The sequence below is a fragment of the Sulfitobacter sp. 1A12779 genome (genome assembly GCF_043557315.1).
Taxonomy (GTDB): Bacteria; Pseudomonadota; Alphaproteobacteria; order Rhodobacterales; family Rhodobacteraceae; genus Sulfitobacter; species Sulfitobacter faviae.
This window is the reverse complement of the sequence record NZ_JBIFFU010000001.1, coordinates 382200-396760: the sequence shown is the minus strand read 5'-3', so window position 1 is coordinate 396760 and position 14561 is coordinate 382200. Positions and strand designations below refer to the sequence as shown.

At 66.6% G+C, this 14561-nt stretch carries 13 protein-coding genes; 10 read left to right on the top strand and 3 right to left on the bottom strand.

Features of this window, described 5'->3' with window-relative positions:
* The first annotated feature begins 38 nt into the window (after positions 1-38).
* The 6 genes from ACGYLQ_RS01900 to mnmH all read left to right on the top strand — a co-directional run bounded on the left by ACGYLQ_RS01900 (position 39) and on the right by mnmH (position 5016).
* Positions 39-992 carry a threonine-phosphate decarboxylase gene (locus ACGYLQ_RS01900; RefSeq protein ID WP_394440071.1) on the top strand — a complete coding sequence of 318 codons (954 nt, stop codon included), beginning with the start codon at positions 39-41 and terminating at the stop codon, positions 990-992.
* On the top strand, positions 989-1897 hold the full coding sequence (gene cbiB, locus ACGYLQ_RS01895; RefSeq protein ID WP_394440069.1) for an adenosylcobinamide-phosphate synthase CbiB: 909 nt from the start codon (positions 989-991) through the stop codon (positions 1895-1897). Before ACGYLQ_RS01900 ends, cbiB begins: the two co-directional genes overlap by 4 nt.
* A 13-nt stretch (positions 1898-1910) precedes the next feature.
* Positions 1911-3089: a lytic murein transglycosylase gene (locus ACGYLQ_RS01890; protein ID WP_394440067.1), complete on the top strand. Its 1179-nt coding sequence runs from the start codon at positions 1911-1913 to the stop codon at positions 3087-3089.
* 11 nt (positions 3090-3100) lie between these two features.
* Positions 3101-3487: a rhodanese-like domain-containing protein gene (locus ACGYLQ_RS01885; protein ID WP_394440065.1), complete on the top strand. Its 387-nt coding sequence runs from the start codon at positions 3101-3103 to the stop codon at positions 3485-3487.
* Between the two features lie 71 nt (positions 3488-3558).
* Positions 3559-3909, top strand: coding sequence for a RidA family protein (locus ACGYLQ_RS01880; RefSeq protein WP_394440063.1), 351 nt, complete (start codon positions 3559-3561; stop codon positions 3907-3909).
* A gap of 51 nt (positions 3910-3960) precedes the next feature.
* A complete protein-coding gene (mnmH, locus tag ACGYLQ_RS01875; protein WP_394440061.1) occupies positions 3961-5016 on the top strand; it encodes a tRNA 2-selenouridine(34) synthase MnmH in 1056 nt (351 codons plus the stop codon).
* Here mnmH and selD read toward each other — a convergent pair.
* On the bottom strand, positions 5000-7171 hold the full coding sequence (selD, locus tag ACGYLQ_RS01870; RefSeq protein WP_394440059.1) for a selenide, water dikinase SelD: 2172 nt from the start codon (positions 7169-7171) through the stop codon (positions 5000-5002). The genes mnmH and selD overlap by 17 nt on opposite strands.
* A 290-nt stretch (positions 7172-7461) precedes the next feature.
* On the opposite strand from selD, the gene ACGYLQ_RS01865 reads away from it, so the two are divergent.
* The 4 genes from ACGYLQ_RS01865 to ACGYLQ_RS01850 all read left to right on the top strand — a co-directional run bounded on the left by ACGYLQ_RS01865 (position 7462) and on the right by ACGYLQ_RS01850 (position 12537).
* A complete protein-coding gene (locus ACGYLQ_RS01865; RefSeq protein ID WP_394440057.1) occupies positions 7462-9561 on the top strand; it encodes a DEAD/DEAH box helicase in 2100 nt (699 codons plus the stop codon).
* Positions 9562-9761: 200 nt separating this feature from the next.
* Entirely contained in the window at positions 9762-11159 is a 1398-nt protein-coding gene (locus ACGYLQ_RS01860) for an aspartate aminotransferase family protein (RefSeq protein ID WP_394440055.1), read from the top strand.
* A gap of 207 nt (positions 11160-11366) precedes the next feature.
* On the top strand, positions 11367-11630 hold the full coding sequence (locus tag ACGYLQ_RS01855; RefSeq protein ID WP_209216644.1) for a glycine zipper 2TM domain-containing protein: 264 nt from the start codon (positions 11367-11369) through the stop codon (positions 11628-11630).
* A 145-nt stretch (positions 11631-11775) separates the two neighbouring features.
* Entirely contained in the window at positions 11776-12537 is a 762-nt protein-coding gene (locus ACGYLQ_RS01850; RefSeq protein WP_394440053.1) for a sulfite exporter TauE/SafE family protein, read from the top strand.
* Here the strand turns inward: ACGYLQ_RS01850 and nagA are convergent.
* Together nagA and ACGYLQ_RS01840 are read right to left on the bottom strand one after the other, a co-directional pair.
* Positions 12534-13664, bottom strand: coding sequence for an N-acetylglucosamine-6-phosphate deacetylase (gene nagA / locus ACGYLQ_RS01845; RefSeq protein ID WP_394440051.1), 1131 nt, complete (start codon positions 13662-13664; stop codon positions 12534-12536). The two genes, ACGYLQ_RS01850 and nagA, sit on opposite strands and share 4 nt — an antisense overlap.
* On the bottom strand, positions 13664-14551 hold the full coding sequence (locus ACGYLQ_RS01840) for a BadF/BadG/BcrA/BcrD ATPase family protein (protein WP_394440049.1): 888 nt from the start codon (positions 14549-14551) through the stop codon (positions 13664-13666). Before ACGYLQ_RS01840 ends, nagA begins: the two co-directional genes overlap by 1 nt.
* Positions 14552-14561 lie beyond the last annotated feature (10 nt).

Below are 14561 nucleotides of genomic sequence, written 5' to 3'. Positions count from 1 at the left end.
CGCTTTTGCGCTTTCACCGCAGCGACAACGGCAGGGGGATGATCATGCAAAAGCCAGACCAGCGCGACCACGGCGGCGGTGTCGATGCGGCAGCGGCGCGTTTCGGCGGGCAGCGGTCGGATTGGATCGACCTTTCCACCGGGATCAACCCCGCGCCCTACCCAATACCTGCCCTGCCAGCGGGCGCATGGACCGCCCTCCCCGACGCGGCGGCGCAAGACGCCCTGCTGACCGCCGCCCGCGGCTTTTGGCAAGTGCCCGAAGGGGCCGCGATCCTTGCCGTGCCGGGGGCCTCCTCGGCCATCGCGCGAATCCCGGCGCTGGCCCCGCAGGGCCGCGTGCGCATCCCCGGGCCGACCTATAACGAACATGCCGCCAGCTTCGCCGAGAACGGCTGGCAAGTGGTCGAGACGGGCGAGACCGAAGCCGCCGTTCACGTCCATCCCAACAACCCCGACGGGCACCTGTGGCCCTTGGCAGAGACGACAGCCCCGCTCAGCATCATTGATGAGAGCTTTTGCGACATCACGCCCAACGCCACCCTGATGGCGCAGGCCAGGGTGCCCGGCACGCTGATCCTCAAGAGCTTTGGCAAATTCTGGGGGCTGGCCGGGCTGCGGCTGGGGTTCGTGATCGGTGATCCGGTCTTGGTGGCGCGGCTTGAACAGATGCTCGGGCCATGGCCGGTCAGCGGCCCCGCGCTGCATATCAGCGCAGCGGCGCTGCGGGATGAAACATGGGCCGAGGCCACGCGGGCGCGGCTGGGGGCCGAGGCCGCGCGTCTCGACGGGTTGATGACCACAGCAGGCGCAGAGATCGTCGGCGGCACCCCGCTTTTCCGGCTCTATGAGGTCGAAGACGCGCAGGCTTGGCAAACCCGCCTCGCCCGGCACCAGATCTGGAGCCGCGTCTTCCCCTACAATACGCGCTGGCTGCGCCTTGGCCTGCCGCCCTCGATAGGTTGGGCGCGGTTGGAGCAGGCGCTGGCATGAGCACGGCGGCGATCCTCGCGCTGGCCATGCTGCTAGACGCGGCGCTTGGAGAGCCGGACTGGCTCTGGCGTCGCCTGCCGCATCCGGCGGTGCTGATGGGGCGGCTGATCGGCTGGGGGGACCGTCGGTTGAACCGCGGCCAAGCCCGCCGCGCCAAGGGCGTGGCGCTGCTGCTGGCGCTGATGATCGGGGCCGCGCTGTTCGGCTGGGCGCTCAGCCTTGCTGGCCCCCTCGTCGAGATCATCCTCGCCGCCATACTGCTGGCGCAACGTTCCCTCGTCGAGCACCTGCGCGCCGTGGCCGACGGGCTGCGCCAGTCCCTGCCCGCAGGGCGCCGCGCCGTGGCGATGATCGTCAGCCGCGACACTGGCGCGATGCCGCCAGAGGCCGTCGCCCGCTCTGCCATCGAAAGCGGGGCGGAGAACCTCAGCGACGGGATCATCGCCCCTGCCTTTTGGTTCCTGCTGGGCGGGCTGCCGGGGATGCTGGTCTATAAAATCGTCAATACTGCCGACAGTATGATCGGCTACCGCACCCCGCGCTATGCCGATTTCGGCTGGGCCGCGGCGCGGATGGATGACCTTCTGAACCTCGCCCCCGCACGGCTGACCGCCCTGCTGATTGCCCTGCCCGGCGGGGTGCTGCACCGCTGGCGCGACATCCGCGCCGACGCGGCGCTGCACCGCTCGCCCAACGCCGGTTGGCCTGAAGCCGCCATGGCGCGGGCCATAGGTGTGGCCCTCGCCGGTCCGCGCAGTTATGATGGACAGGTGCAGCAGTTTCCTTGGGTGCATGGCGCGGGGGCGCGCGTCATCGGACCTTTGGAGATCGATGCGGCCATCACCCGCCTCTGGCAGGCATGGTTGGTGATGTGGGCAATCGCCCTAGTTCTGGCCTGTCTGTGACAAAGAGGTAACCATGCGCCCCACGTTTCTCGCTGCCGCACTCGCGGCGCTCACCCTTCCCGCCAGCGCCTATGCGCAAGCCAAATGCGGCGGGGACTTCTCCAGTTTCATCGCCGATGCCAAGGCCGAGGCCGTGGCGAACGGCGCGGACCCCGCCAAGGCCGAGCGTTTCTTTGCCGGCCTGCGCCAAGACCCCGCCGTGCTGCGCGCCGATCAGGCCCAAGGGGTGTTTCAAAAGCCCTTCATCGAATTCTCGCGCCGCCTGATCTCGGAAAACCGGATCAACCGAGGCCGCGCCATGGCCGAGAAATACGACGCCATCTTCGACCGGATCGAGGCGGAATACGGCGTCAGCCGTGGCGTGCTCTTGGCCTTCTGGGCGTTCGAGACGGATTACGGCGCAATCCAAGGCGACTTTAACACCGCCAACGCGCTGGCAACCCTTTCCCATGACTGCCGCCGCCCCGAACTGTTCCGCCCACAGCTTTTCGCGGCGCTAGAGCTTTTCGAGCGCGGTGAGTTCGACCCGGCCACCACCACTGGCGCTTGGGCTGGTGAGATCGGCATGGTGCAAATGCTGCCGCGCGACATCCTAGAGAACGGGGTGGATGGCGACGGCGACGGCGTGGTCTCGCTCAAGACCTCCGCCCCCGATGCGCTGCTGTCGGGTGCCAAAATGCTGCAAAGCCTCGGCTGGCGCGCGGGCGAGCCTTGGTTGGCCGAGGTCACCCTGCCGCAGGATTTCGACTGGTCGCAAACCGGGCTGGAGACCACGAAACCCGTCAGCGAATGGCAGGCGATGGGTGTCTCCCCCCGCAACGGGCCGCTGGCCGAGGGGCTGACCGCCTCTGTCCTGCTGCCGCAGGGGCGCGGCGGGCCGGCCTTCATCGCCTATCCGAACTTTCGGGTTTATTTCGAGTGGAACCAGAGCTTTACCTACGTCATGACCGCCGCCTATTTCGCCACACGGCTGGAAGGCGCGCAGGTCTATGACGCGGGCAATCCGACCCCCGGTCTGGGCGGCGAGGCGATGAAAACGCTGCAACGCAAACTCCAAGCCAAGGGCTATGACGTGGGCGATGTGGATGGCATCCTCGGCTCTGGCACCCGCGGTGCGGTGCGGGCCGAGCAGGAACGTCTCGGCATGCCCGTCGATGGCTGGCCCACGCCTGAGTTGCTGAACAAACTGTAAGGAGAAGACCGATGGCCCTCAAGAAAACCGCCGCGCAAATGGTCGCCGAGGCCCGCGCCCGGATCGAAGAGATCGACAGCACTGAGGCCATCGCCATGCTGGAGGACGAAAACGTGCAATTCGTCGACCTGCGTGACCCCCGCGAACGCGATCGCACCGGGTTCATCCCCGGTGCCTTCCACTGCCCGCGCGGCATGTTGGAGTTCTGGGTCGACCCCGAGAGCCCCTATTTCAAAGAGGTCTTTGCCCAAGACAAGAAGTTCGTCTTTCACTGCGCCTCTGGCTGGCGCTCGGCCATCTCGGTCGCGACGCTGCAAGACATGGGGTTTGACGCGGCCCACCTGAAGGACGGTTTCGGCGGCTGGGAAAAAGCGGGCGGCCCGATCGAGAGGTCCTGAAGCGCAGGCTTTGATCTGGCCTCCCCCACGTAAAGCTGCCACAAGTTTTGCAACGTCAAAGGAGAGCCAGAATGACCGAGATCAAACGCCACCACACCAACACCCGCATGAGCCAAATCGTCGAGCATGGTGATGTGATATACCTTGCCGGTCAGGTCGGCACGGCGGGGGCGGATGTGGCCCAACAGACCCAAGATTGCCTTGATAAGGTCGACACCCTTCTGGCCGAGGTTGGCAGCGACAAGACCCGCATCCTGCAATCGACCATCTGGCTGGCCGACATGGCCGATTTTGAAGCCATGAACGCCGTTTGGGACGCATGGGTGCCCGAGGGCCAAGCCCCCGCCCGCGCCTGCGGCGAATCCAAACTGGCCACGCCGGAATATCTGGTCGAAGTGCTGGTGATCGCCGCCAAGGCCTGAGCCATTCCCCCGCGCCCTGTCACCGGGCGCGGGGCTTTGCCGGACCCCCAGATGACCCCCTGCACCCTCACCGCCCTGTCGGACCTCGCCACGCTCAACGTCGACACAATCATCGACGTGCGCGCGCCCATGGAGTTTGCCGAGGATCATCTGCCCGGTGCCATCAACCTGCCCGTGCTGTCGGACGCGGAGCGCGCCGAAGTGGGCACGATCTACAAGCAGGTCAGCCCCTTTGACGCGCGCAAGATCGGCGGGGCGCTGGTGGCGCAGAACACGGCGCGACATTTGCAGACGGCGCTGGCAGATAAAGACGGCGGCTGGCAGCCACTGGTCTATTGCTGGCGCGGCGGGCAGCGGTCGGGGGCATTCTCGACGATCCTCGATCAGGTCGGCTGGCGCGTGCAACTTCTGCGCGGCGGCTATCGCAGCTACCGGCGGCTCGTGGTCGCGGCGCTCTACGACACCCCCCTGCCGCATCGGCTGATGCTGATCGAAGGCGGCACCGGCACGGCCAAGACACGGCTGTTACACCATTTGGCCAAGACAGGCGCGCAGGTGCTTGACCTCGAAGGGCTGGCGCAGCACCGCGGCTCGCTTTTCGGTGCGGTGGATGGCGGGCAGCCGCATCAAAAGATGTTCGAATCCCGGCTCGCTCAAGCGCTATTGCCGCTCGACCCCGCGCAGGTGACATGGGTCGAAGCCGAGAGCAGCAAGATCGGCGACATCACCCTTCCGCCTGCGCTTTGGGCCGCGATGCGCTACGCCGCGCGGGTTGAGATCGCCGCCCCCTTGGCCGCGCGGGCGGATTTTCTGTGCCGGGCCTATGATGACCTGACCACCGACCCCGCCATGCTCGAAAACCGCATCGACAAGCTGCGGCCCTATCATAGCGGTGAGACGATCACCCAGTGGCAGGCCCAAGCCCGCGCGGGCGATTGGGCCAGCCTCGCCGAAGGGCTGATCGGCCAGCATTACGATCCGCGCTATGCCAAGGCCGCCAGCCGCAACCCTGCCCCGCGCGCCCGGCTGACGCTCGACCGGCTTGATGACAGCACATTGGCCGAGACCGCCGCCGCGCTGCACAGCCGTTTCACCGCAGGCGGATAGAGGGCGCCCCCGCCTCAAGCCGCCCGATGATATGGCCCGCCAAGCCTTCGGCCCTTAACAGCGCCTGCGCCGCTTTCGCGGCATCCTCGGGCAAGGCTGCCAGCAGCCCCCCGGCGGTTTGCGGATCGTGGAAAAGCGGGTTCACCGGGTCTGCCGCCGCAATCGGGGCGTCCGCCTGATTGACCGCCAGCAAGGAAGAGGCCACCCCCTGATCCGACAGCGTCTGCGCGCCGGGGTAGATCGGCACCGCCTCCGCCCAAAGCTCCGCCGCCAATCCCGAGGCGCGGCAAATCGCTTGCACATGGCCGGCAAGGCCAAAGCCCGTCACATCCGTCATCGCATGGGCCTTGCCCAAAATCTCCGCCTCCCGCACCTGCGGGGTGGCCATGACGCCGAGCGCCTCGGCCACCACCCGCCCCGGCGCGGTCCCTGCCATATGGCCTGCAAGGATCACCCCCGCCCCGATGGGCCGGGTCAGCATCAGCACATCGCCCGGCTGCGCGCCACCGAGGCCGATGGGCCTCGCGTCCCGCGTGCCGGTGACCGTAAAGCCGATGGTCAGTTCCGCGCCCATGGTCGTATGGCCGCCCACGATCTGCGCGCCTGCGCCCGTCATCACCTCCTGCGCGGCCACCGCGATTTCGCGCAGGGTCCGGGCCTGCAAGTCGGGCGACATGCGCGGCAGGATGATCGAACTCAGTGCCGCCTGCGGTGCGGCCCCCATCGCCCAGATGTCGCCCAAGGCATGCACCGCCGCGATCCGCGCCATCATTGCCGGGTCTTCGACAAAACCGCGCAGATGATCCGTGCTCATCACCTGAAAGCCGCCGCCGGGGCGGCGCAGCACCGCCGCATCATCACCCGCCCCAGTGAGCACATCGCCCGAGACGGGCGGCTGCACCTCGGCCAAAAGATCGCCCAGCACCGCGCCGCCCACCTTGGCCCCGCATCCGCCACAAAGCGGCTTGCCCGCCAGCGCCTCCTGCACGCCCGAGGCCACCGGGCCCGTCAGCGCATCAGTCTTCATCGCGGGCAGGTCATCGAGCCCGTCCATGAACTTCCGGTCGATCCGGTCCTTCCACCGCCACAGCAGCGCACCGCCAAGGGCCAGCCCGTTCCGCTCCGCCACGGCGGCTTTCCCGCCGAGTGAGATCAGCTTGAGATAATGCCGCTGCGGTTTGAACCCCCGCCGTGCCCCGCCGCTGAGCGCCGCGCGCAGGTTGTCGTGCAGCACCGGCGCCGCCCGCACGGCAAAGACACCGGCCTTGGGGCGCGGGCTGGCCTCCATATGGGCGCAATCGCCAACGGCGAAGAGCCTGTCATCATCTACCACCCCCAGATCGGCCCCGACGCGGATGAACCCCGCGTGCAGCGGCAGATCGGTCTGGGCAAGCCAGCCCTGCGGCACCGCCCCCGCCGCCCCCACGCAAAGCGCCGCGGGGATCGGCGCGCCATCCGCCAAGAGCACCTGCCGGTCGGTGATCTGCGTGACCTCGGCCTCAAGCGCCACGGTCACCCCAAGCTCTGCCATCTGCCGCCGCACCATCGCCTCGGTCCGGGGGGCCATGCCGGAAATCTGCGGCCCATGTTCCACCACCGTCACCGCAGGCTGCCCCCCCGCGTCGCGCAGGGCAAAAGCCATCGCCATGGCAAGCTCGCAGCCCGCCACACCGCCGCCGATCACCGCCACCTCGGGCGGCTGCGCCCCCGCCTTGACCGCCGCCAGAAACGCACGCCAACGCGCGGCATAGAGATCGAGCGGCTTGGCCCCGACCGCGTGTTCGGCAAATCCCGGCAGGTCCATCTTGGCCGTGATGCCTATGTCGATTGACGCCACATCATAGGCCACGGCCCCGCGCCCTTCGACCGTGATCTCCCGCGCCGCGCGGTCGATCCCCGTCGCCGCCCCAAGGATCAACCGCGCCCCGGCGTGGCGGCAGAGGCGCATCAGATCGATCTCCAACGCATCGCGATCGTAATGCCCGGCGATATGACCGGGCAGCATGCCGGTATAGGGCGCGGTGGGGCCGGGGTTGATGACGGTCAGCCGTGCGCCGGGCAGCGGGTCCATCCCCCATTTGCGCAGCACCAGCGCATGGGCGTGCCCGCCCCCCACCAGCACCAAATCCCGCGTCAGGGGCAGATCGCTTTGCACCAGATTGCCTCACTCTCTCTTTCCGCTTTGGATCATAGCTACCCCAAGCCGCCCGCCCGCGCCATCGGCCTGACCGAGATGTGAGCGGGCCGGATCAAAGCGGAAATGGCGCTTCCCCGCCCATTCGGGCCCCGAAAGCCGCCAAACCGGTAAAAAGGGTGACAATTCGCCACAAAACCCCCATGTACATTCCATCCCCGACCCTCTACCGACGGTCGGATTCCTTTGCCGTGGCTGGTAGCACCCCACGTGCCCGCCCCCCGCACAACGTTCAAGACAGGACAGCCTTCGTGATCCAGACTATTGCCGATGCCCTTGCCCAACAGGGTTATGAAACACTTACCGCCGTACAGGAGGCCGTCACAGACCCTGCGCTGAACGATCAAGACCTTCTGGTTTCGGCCCAAACCGGGTCGGGCAAGACGGTGGGCTTCGGCCTTGCCATCGCGCCCACGCTTCTGGGCGAGGACACGCATTTCGGCCAAGCGGGCGCTCCGCTGGCGCTGATCATCGCGCCGACGCGCGAATTGGCCATGCAGGTTAGCCGCGAGTTGACCTGGCTTTATGGCAAGGCGGGCGCGGTGGTCACCACCTGCGTCGGCGGCATGGACACCCGGACCGAGCGCCGGGCGCTGGACCGCGGCGCGCATATCGTCGTCGCCACGCCGGGCCGCCTCTGCGACCACATCAAGCGCAACAACATCGACCTCGATTCCTTGCGCGCCGTGGTGCTGGACGAGGCCGACGAGATGCTCGACCTTGGCTTCCGCGAAGACCTTGAGTTCATCCTGTCGGAATCCCCCGAGGAACGCCGCACGCTGCTGTTCTCGGCCACCGTGCCCGCGGCCATCGCCAAGCTTGCGCAATCCTACCAGCGCGACGCGCAGCGGATCACCACCGTGGGCGAGGCCAAACAGCACAGCGACATCGAATACCGTGCGCTGAACGTGCATCCGCGCGACACCGAGAACGCGATCATCAACGTGCTGCGTTTCTACGAGGCCAAGAACGCCATCGTTTTTTGCAACACCCGCGCCGCCGTGGCGCGGCTAACCACGCGGTTCACCAACCGCGGCTTTTCGGTCGTGGCGCTTTCGGGTGAGCTGACGCAGTCCGAGCGCACCAACGCGTTGCAAGCGCTGCGCGACGGGCGCGCGCGGGTCTGTATCGCGACGGATGTGGCCGCACGCGGCATCGACCTGCCGAACCTCGAACTGGTGATCCACGCCGACCTGCCCAGCAACTCCGACACGCTGCTGCACCGCTCGGGCCGCACGGGCCGCGCCGGGCGCAAGGGGGTCTCGGCGCTGATCGTACCGCCCAAGATGCGCAGCAAGGCAAACCGGCTTCTGGGCTGGGCCAAGCTAAAAGTGGAATGGGCCGCACCGCCCTCCGCCGCCGAGGTCAACGCCGCTGACGAAGCCCGCCTGCTGGCCGATTCCGCATGGGTGGAGCCTGCGCCCGAGGATGCGGCGGAATTCGTCACCTCACTGGTCGAGAAATTCAGCGCCGAGCAATTGGCCACCGCTTTCGTCAACCTCTACCGCAAGCGCCAGTCCGCCCCGGAAGAGCTGAGCGATCCCGGCGCGCCGGGCGAGGACAAGCCGCGCCGCGACTTTGGCCCATCGGTCTGGTTCTCGGTCTCAACCGGGCGCAAAGACGGGGCCGAGCCGCGCATGTTGCTGCCGATGCTCTGCCGCCGGGGCGATCTGACCAAGGACGACATCGGCGCGATCCGCGTGCAAGACAGCCATAGTTTCGTGGAGGTGGCCGAAGCCTCGGTGCCCGGTCTGCTCGACACGCTCGGCGGCGACATGAAACTGGAAGACGGCGTGGTGCTGACCAAGTTGGACAAGGCCCCAGACCTGCCGCGCGGCCCCAAGCCCGGCGGCAAACGCGGCCCGAAACCGGGCGGCTACAAAGGCGACCGCGGCCCGCGCAAACCGCGCGGCGATTACGACCCGGATGCCGCCCCCGCCCCGCGCAAACCCCGCGCGAAATCCAGCGATGGCCCCGGTGCTGCGTCTTTCGACAAGCCGAAATACGACAAGCCCAAGTTCGATAAGCCCAAATTCGACAAACCCCGCGCCCCCAAGGGCGAACGCCCGCCGAAGTCGCATAAGACCGAGCGTAGCCCGATGAAACCCGGCGCGACGCCCAAGCCCAAATCGGGCGGCGACACGAGCGGCAAGCCCAAGGCAAAGGCCGTTTGGAAAAAGGAAAAGCCCGCGGGCGACGCCCCGCGCAAGGGCAAAGGCAAGCCGACCACCTCGGCCACCACGCCGGGCGGAGAGAAGTCCTACAAACGGGCCTCCGACCCGTCCAAACGCTTCACCCCGCCGAATAAGATCGGCAAACAGGGCGGCAAGGGTGGCCCTAAATCGAAATAAGATCAAACGCCGGGGCCTCACCCCGGCGTTTTTGCATCCGGCGCCATTTCTTTAAGGAAATCGCCCCCTCTGGCCTCACCGAAGGGGGCAAACTGGCACTACTGGATCGTGCCTATTCGCGGTGTTCTTGGAACAGTTTATCCCGCCTTTGCGCGGGCTTCATTCGTGGGCTCGCCCACCCGTAAAGAAAGGTTTGCCCCATGGACGGCAATTTCAACGAGAACGACATCTCCCGCGTTGTCGAAGCCGACCGCGCGCATATCTGGCACCACCTGAGCCAGCACAAACCCTATGAAACCACCGACCCCCGCATCATCGTCGAAGGCAAGGGAATCCGGGTCTGGGACCAAAAGGGCAAGGAACACCTCGACGCCGTCTCGGGCGGTGTCTGGACGGTCAACGTTGGCTATGGCCGCGAAAGCATCGCCAATGCGGTGCGCGACCAATTGATCAAGCTGAACTATTTCGCGGGGTCCGCAGGTTCGATCCCCGGCTCCCATTTCGCCGAGAAGCTGCTCGACAAGATGCCCGGCCTCGACCGCGTCTACTATTGCAACTCCGGCTCCGAGGCGAATGAGAAAGCCTTCAAGATGGTTCGCCAGATCGCGCACAAGCGCTACGGCGGCAAAAAGCACAAGATCCTCTACCGCGACCGCGACTACCACGGCACCACCATCGGCTGCCTCTCGGCGGGCGGTCAGGACGAGCGCAATGCGCAATACGGCCCCTTTGCACCGGGCTTCGTGCGGGTGCCGCATTGCCTCGAATACCGCAGCTTCGAACAGGACGGCGCGCCGCAGGAAAACTACGGTGTCTGGGCCGCCGATCAAATCGAAAAGGTGATCCTCGCCGAAGGCCCCGAAACCGTGGGCGCGCTCTGCCTTGAGCCGGTCACAGCAGGCGGCGGCGTGATCTGCCCGCCCGAGGGCTATTGGGAGCGCGTGCAGGAAATCTGCCGCAAATACGACATCCTGCTGCACATCGACGAAGTCGTCTGCGGCGTGGGCCGCACTGGCACATGGTTCGGCTATCAGCACTACGGCATCCAGCCCGACATGGTGACCATGGCCAAGGGCGTCGCCTCGGGCTATGCCGCCATCGCCTGTCTGGTCACGACCGATGCGGTCTTTGACATGTTCAAGGATGACGCCAGCGATCCGCTGAACTACTTCCGCGACATCTCGACTTTTGGCGGCTGCACCGCAGGGCCGACGGCGGGGATCGAGAACATGCGCATTATCGAGGACGAGGGCCTGCTCGAGAACACCACCAACATGGGCCACTACATGCTGGAGCAGCTTCACGCGCTGGCCGACAAGCACAAGGTGATCGGTGATGTGCGCGGCAAAGGGCTGTTTCTGGGGGCCGAACTGGTGATGGACCGCGACAGCCGCGCCCCTGTTGAGGAAAAGCGCATTCAGGCCGTGGTGGGCGACTGCATGGCCCAAGGGGTGATCATCGGCGCCACCAACCGCTCCCTGCCCGGAAAGAACAACACGCTGTGTTTCTCGCCCGCGCTGATCGCCACCCGCGATGATATTGATGAGATCATCACGGCGGTCGATGGTGCCTTGGGCCGGGTCTTCACATCGGCGTAAAACCGCGTCTTGCGGCATGCGACAGGCGGCATCGGTTGACCCGGTGCCGCCTTCGTCTATCTAAACCCCTGTCTTGCCCGAACATGACATCGCACCGAAAGATCGCCGCAGATCGAAACCCGCGGGATTTTTCTGAAAATGTAGCGCCTTCGCGGGAACCTCTTCCAATCCCCCCGCGTTGGCAAATGAGTAAACTGGGAGAAAGACATGAAGAAGTTTCTTATCGCAATTCCGATGATCGCCGGTCTCGCCGCTTGTGACGGCACCACCTCCAACCAAGGTGCTCTGACTGGCGCGGCTCTCGGAGCTGCCACCGGTGCTGCCGTTTCAGGCGGTGACGACAAGGTCCAAGGCGCAATCATCGGCGGTCTCGCAGGTGCGGCGGCTGGCAACTACATCGGCCAGACCCAGTCCGGCAAATGCGTTTACCAGAACGCCAACGGCCAGCGCTACGTCGCGGCTTGCCCGTAAACGGCTGACATCGCGCGATTTCGCGTTATCGGGGCTTCGACCATCGGTCGGAGCCCTTTTTCGTTTCCGCCTCTCCCCTCACCTTGGCACCGACATGATTTGATCCTAACAGGGATCAAGCGCCCCAAGGGCGCGGGGAGGAACCATGACAACTTTAAGCGATATCGCGATCTTGCTGATCGCGGCCTTCGGTGCGGGGGTGTTGAACACCATCGCCGGGGGCGGCACCTTTCTGACCTTCCCTGCGCTGGTCTTTACCGGCATGCCCCCCGTGGCCGCCAATGCGACCAGCGCCGTGGCGGTGTTTCCCGGCTACCTTGCAGGCGCTCTTGGCTTTCGCAACGAGCTTGGCCGCTTCGACCGCCGCGCCTTGCTGCGGCTGTCCCTCATCACGCTGGCGGGCGGTGTGGTCGGTTCGGGTTTGCTTCTGATCTCTTCCAACGCGGCGTTTTCCGTTGTCGTGCCTTTCCTACTGCTCGCGGCGACGCTGGTGTTTCTGCTGGGCGACCGGATCCGCGCCTTCGCCGCCACCCATGCCCGCGCCGTGACGCCCCAAGGCGCGCTCGGCCTCTTTGCGGTCAGTGTCTATGGCGGCTATTTCAACGGGGGCTTGGGCATCGTTCTGCTGGCCCTTTTCGCGCTTTGGGGGATGACCGATCTGCACGGGATGAACGGCCTCAAGACCGGGCTGAGCTTCGTGCTCTCCTCAATCTCCGTGGCGGTCTTTGCCTTGGCCGGTCTGGTCGCATGGCCGCAGGCGCTGCTGATGATGCTGGCGGCCACGGCGGGCGGCTATGCCGGGGCGCCCTTGGCGCGGGCCTTGCCGAAAGAGACCGTGCGCTGGCTGATCGCCGCCATCGGGTTCGGCATGAGCGCGGTGTTTTTCTGGCGGCTCGTGGCGGGCTAGTCCACCACCCGCGCCGCGCCGCTTTCGGGATCGAAATGCACCAAGGGGTGGTCCGCGCTTTCGATCCGGCCCAGCCCCATGTCCTCGCGCAACAGCGCAACCGGCCCCGAGATCGCCCGCGCGAGGGCCACCTCCAGCGGCTCCCCCACCGCATGGGTCAGCACATGCACCGCGCGGCCCATTTCCAGATCCGCCCCCGCCAGCGTGCCATCAGCCAAGGTCAACCGGCCCTCGGCGCGATACACCTCCCGCCCATTGAGGGTGAAGCCCGTGATATCCGACCCCGCCGTCGCCATGGCATCGCTGACGAGGAAAATACCGTCGCCCTTGGCCGCCAGCGCGTTGCGCATGGACGCAGGATGCACATGGATGCCATCGGCGATCAGTCCGGCATGCACCCCCTCTCGAGACAGCGCCGCCCCGACCAGCCCCGGCGCGCGGTTGCCCATCTGGCTCATCGTGTTGAACAAATGGGTGACGCAGGATGCGCCCGCGTCGAAGGCCGCCATGCAGGTCTCGTAATCCGCATCGCTATGGCCGAGCGAGACCACGACCCCCGCCTCGGCCATCGCGGCGATCTGCGCGGTGCTGGTATTCTCTGGCGCGACGGTGACCATGAGGTTCGGCAGACGCGCGGCGGCGCGTAGGATCAGGGCGAGGTCGGCCTCACGCATCGGGCGGATCAGCGCCCCGTCATGCGCGCCCTTGCGCGAAAGCGCCAGATGAGGGCCTTCCAGATGCAGCCCGATGATGCCCGGCACCCCTTCGGCAATGGCATCGACGGCGGCCTCGATGGCCGCTTCGGTCTTCTCGGGCGTGTCGGTGATCAGGGTGGGCAAGAGCGCCGCGACACCGGTGCTGCGATGCGCGTCGGCCATGCCCTGCAGGGTCGCCACATCGGGGCTGTCGTTGAACATCACCCCGCCGCCGCCGTTGACCTGAAGATCGACGAAGCCGGGGCAGAGCACGCCGCCCGCCATAGGCTCCGCCACGACGCCCTGCGGCACCTCTTCGGCGGTGAGGATGCGGCGGCTCCCGTCCTGCATCTGCGCCAGCACCATGCCGCGGTGCAACCGCGTGCCGTCGTAGATCTGCGCCCCGGTGAAAACCTTTGCGATCTCGCTCATCACAGAACCTCTTCCGCTGCGGCCTTGCAGGCCAGATGAAACGCCCCATCCAGCGCCGTGCCCCGCGCCACGATCCGGCCTGCCAAATGGTCTTCCGGCAGGTACGGCGCGTAATGCGGGCCGATCCCGCCGAGCAGACAGAGCGGATCGCCGGGCGCGAAATCCAGCGCCTTCAACGCGCGGGTGTAATAGGCGGCACCCTCCCGCATCAACGCCTGCGCGTGATGGTCTCCGGCCTCCGCCGCCGCGATGACTTTGGGCGCGAATGCCGCATAATCCCCCGGCTGCGCCGTCAAGCTAAAGGCCACGAAAGCCTCAGGATCACCTCCGAAATCCGCCAACAAAGCGCGGGTCAGGTCGCTCTGGGGCAACACCCCATCATGACATTGCAACGCCAAATCCAGCGCGCCGCGGCCCAGCCAAGCGCCCGATCCCTGATCCGCCAGATGAAACCCCCAGCTACCGACATAGCGAAACGCCGTGCCATCCGTGGCAGCCACGATCGTGCCGGTGCCGATGGCCAAGACCCAGCCCGCCGCGCCTTCGCCAAGCGCGCCGACCACGCAGGCGGGGCGGTCATCCTCCGCAATGATCCGGGCATAGGGCAGCGCCGCGCGCAGCCGCGCTGCGTCCCGCGCGACGTTCATCCCGGCGAGGCCGAGAAAGGCGGTGGCCCCGGCAAGCGCCTCGGCAGGCAGCCCCGCCGAGGCTGCCGCCGCTTCGACCGTGGCGCGGATATTGATGAGGGTCTGATCCGGGTCATTGCCAATATTGGCCCGCCCGCCAGAGGCCCGGCCGAGGATGCTACCGCGCTGCGTGCCGATGGCCGCACGGCAGCCGGTGCCACCGCCGTCTACGGCGATCAAGAGAGGGGCGGAAATGCTCATGCGATCGTTC

Excerpts from the sequence above, each read along its gene's own strand:
- ACGYLQ_RS01900 (WP_394440071.1), top strand. The coding sequence starts at position 39 with ATGATCATGCAAAAGCCAGACCAGCGCGACCACGGCGGCGGTGTCGAT.
- cbiB (WP_394440069.1), top strand. The coding sequence starts at position 989 with ATGAGCACGGCGGCGATCCTCGCGCTGGCCATGCTGCTAGACGCGGCG.
- ACGYLQ_RS01890 (WP_394440067.1), top strand. The coding sequence starts at position 1,911 with ATGCGCCCCACGTTTCTCGCTGCCGCACTCGCGGCGCTCACCCTTCCC.
- ACGYLQ_RS01885 (WP_394440065.1), top strand. The coding sequence starts at position 3,101 with ATGGCCCTCAAGAAAACCGCCGCGCAAATGGTCGCCGAGGCCCGCGCC.
- ACGYLQ_RS01880 (WP_394440063.1), top strand. The coding sequence starts at position 3,559 with ATGACCGAGATCAAACGCCACCACACCAACACCCGCATGAGCCAAATC.
- mnmH (WP_394440061.1), top strand. The coding sequence starts at position 3,961 with ATGACCCCCTGCACCCTCACCGCCCTGTCGGACCTCGCCACGCTCAAC.
- ACGYLQ_RS01860 (WP_394440055.1), top strand. The coding sequence starts at position 9,762 with ATGGACGGCAATTTCAACGAGAACGACATCTCCCGCGTTGTCGAAGCC.
- ACGYLQ_RS01855 (WP_209216644.1), top strand. The coding sequence starts at position 11,367 with ATGAAGAAGTTTCTTATCGCAATTCCGATGATCGCCGGTCTCGCCGCT.
- ACGYLQ_RS01850 (WP_394440053.1), top strand. The coding sequence starts at position 11,776 with ATGACAACTTTAAGCGATATCGCGATCTTGCTGATCGCGGCCTTCGGT.
- nagA (WP_394440051.1), bottom strand. The coding sequence starts at position 13,664 with ATGAGCGAGATCGCAAAGGTTTTCACCGGGGCGCAGATCTACGACGGC.
- ACGYLQ_RS01840 (WP_394440049.1), bottom strand. The coding sequence starts at position 14,551 with ATGAGCATTTCCGCCCCTCTCTTGATCGCCGTAGACGGCGGTGGCACC.